The organism is Metabacillus niabensis, from assembly GCF_902829255.1.
Lineage (GTDB): Bacteria > Bacillota > Bacilli > Bacillales > Bacillaceae > Metabacillus > Metabacillus niabensis.
In genome coordinates, this window is sequence record NZ_CADEPK010000097.1 from 1 (window position 1) to 2,252 (window position 2,252).

Sequence of the window (2,252 nt, forward strand, 5' to 3'; positions counted from 1 at the left end):
GAATTATCAGTGTCTAAATTTTTTTGAAGTTGTGAATATATCCTTTCTCTTTCCTTCTCCTTTAAAATAGAAAAGTTTTCAGTTTTCGAACTTAAAGATTTTATGAATCCGCACATCCAATATCACCAAATTCTGATCAGACTTTTATTTGATATACTATATGTATGAAAAAATGAAACTTTTATTGTCTGTCTCCGTATATTATTTAACAAATTGAAAAGAGGGATAAACAATGTTAAAGAAGTTATTAAAATCAATTGTTTCGAGCCAACATTCACACTCAAGGCATTATAGCTCAAGTGATTTTAAAAAAAGAAAATACCATTCTCATCACCCATCCGCATACGGTCATCATCATTATAAGAGAAAGCGTAGATCGGGTAGTTTCTTTAGTTCCTTTGGCTCTTTTGGTTCTTACAGTAGTTAATGAATAAATTTATTTTAAAATGGCATGAGATAAGTGAAAGACCGTTAAAAATAAAAGCCCAAATCTCACAAAAGTACACAATAAAAAAGCTTTTAGGAAAAGGGAGCTATGGGTTTACTTATTTAGTAGATGATAAGCAAGGTACCAGGTATGTTTTAAAGCAACTACGAAAATATAAAATGCTCGATGACCATGGAAGAGCTTCATTTCAAAGGGAAGCGGACATTTTAAAAACTTTACGACATTCAGCATACCCTGCTTTTTATGAACAATTTGAGGAAGATGGTAGAAGTTTTATTTTAATGGAATATAAGCAAGGTTTTACGTTCGAACAGCTGATTTTCAACGAAAACCATATCTATGATGAAAAAGCGTCATTTTACCATTTGGAGCGAATTTTAGAAATTGTTAGACCCATTCATAATCTTGGAATAGTTCATCGGGACTTAAGAATTCCGAATATTCTCATGAATGGAAATGAATATTATATTATTGATTTTGGATTAGCACGAAAGGTTAGTGATAAGAAAAGTAATGAGGAAGTAAATGAAATTCTTGCAAAACAACTATTTCGTGAGATCGCTTTTAAGAGTGATTTTTATGCATTAGGTCATTTTGTCTTATTTTTACTTTATTCAGGTTATGAACCAGAAACAAGAAAGAGTCGTTCATGGGAGGATGAATTAGAGCTTTCAGTAACTAGTAAAAAAATATTACGAAAAATGCTTCAGCTTGATGAACCATATCATGATATTGAACAACTTTTAATGGATGTAAAATTATTTAATGGAGGTATTTAGTTTGTCATTGTTTAATAAAATGCTTGCAAGTATTGGAATCGGTTCGGCAAAGGTAGATACGAAATTAACACATGCTTCTATTAAAGCAGGGGAATTAGTTGATGGAGTTGTAGAAATTAAAGGTGGTAATATAGAACAAAAGATTGATGAAATTTATTTGACGCTTAATACGTATTATGAAAAAGAGGTCGATGATAAAAAAGTTCAAAAACAAGCTGTCATATCAACGATTAAATTAAATGAACCATTCGTTATTATGCCTGAGGAATCAAAATCGATCCCGGTTCAGTTTCAATTACCAATTGATACACCAATAAGTATGAGTGGTTCAAAAGTGTGGATTAAGACTGGAATGGATATTAAAGGTTCGATTGACCCGTCTGACCAAGATATTATAAATGTGCTTCCACATCATTTGGTCGAAGAAACGTTACAAATATTTAATCAATTAGGGTTTAAATTAAGAAAGGTGAAAAACGAAGAAGCTTCCTTTAAAATAAGAAAACGATTGCCATTTATTCAAGAATTTGAATTTGTTCCGACGTCTGGCCCATATTTCCGAAAATTTGATGAGGTTGAAGTGATATTTTTTCCAATTGATGATGAGAGAATAGAGATTATCATTGAAGTTGATCGACGTGCCCGTGGTTTTGCAGGTTTCTTATCAGAAGCACTAGACTTAGATGAAACAATAACAAAAATCACTGTTTCTAAAAGTGAATTAGCAACTCTAAAAAATAAAATTGAGACCATTTTAGAAAAAAACAGCATTTAAAAAGGTGTTTTGAATTTAAATGTGTTGCACTTTTATAAAGTATAAGATGGCAATTTTTAAAATCTAAAAATACCTTTGAAAAGACTAGTAGAATTGATATAATTTAGGCGTTAAATTTGATACATATGAGAGGCTGTGATGGGGAAATGTTTAAAAAGATTGCTGCTGATGCATTAGGTTTGTCTGATATTGGTACTATTATTAAACCATCAGATTATGATAAAACTGACGCAGATGATTATGTTATGCA

General features: G+C 31.0%; 3 protein-coding genes and 1 pseudogene. All 4 read left to right on the forward strand.

The features are described 5' to 3' along the window. Positions 1 to 232: 232 nt before the first annotated feature. Positions 233 to 427, forward strand: coding sequence for a hypothetical protein (locus HU235_RS09545; protein ID WP_095301270.1), 195 nt, complete (start codon positions 233 to 235; stop codon positions 425 to 427). Then, positions 427 to 1,227 carry a serine/threonine protein kinase gene (locus HU235_RS09550; protein ID WP_174880069.1) on the forward strand — a complete coding sequence of 267 codons (801 nt, stop codon included), beginning with the start codon at positions 427 to 429 and terminating at the stop codon, positions 1,225 to 1,227. The genes HU235_RS09545 and HU235_RS09550 overlap by 1 nt, the downstream gene beginning before the upstream one ends. A 1-nt stretch (position 1,228) precedes the next feature. After that, on the forward strand, positions 1,229 to 2,002 hold the full coding sequence (locus tag HU235_RS09555) for a sporulation protein (RefSeq protein WP_174880070.1): 774 nt from the start codon (positions 1,229 to 1,231) through the stop codon (positions 2,000 to 2,002). 146 nt (positions 2,003 to 2,148) lie between these two features. Further along, positions 2,149 to 2,252: pseudogene (locus tag HU235_RS25040) on the forward strand (PH domain-containing protein); the annotation flags it as partial.

What these genes read in the sequence shown, in the direction of transcription:
- HU235_RS09545 (WP_095301270.1), top strand. Translation starts at nt 233, where the DNA reads ATGTTAAAGAAGTTATTAAAATCAATTGTTTCGAGCCAACATTCACAC.
- HU235_RS09550 (WP_174880069.1), top strand. Translation starts at nt 427, where the DNA reads ATGAATAAATTTATTTTAAAATGGCATGAGATAAGTGAAAGACCGTTA.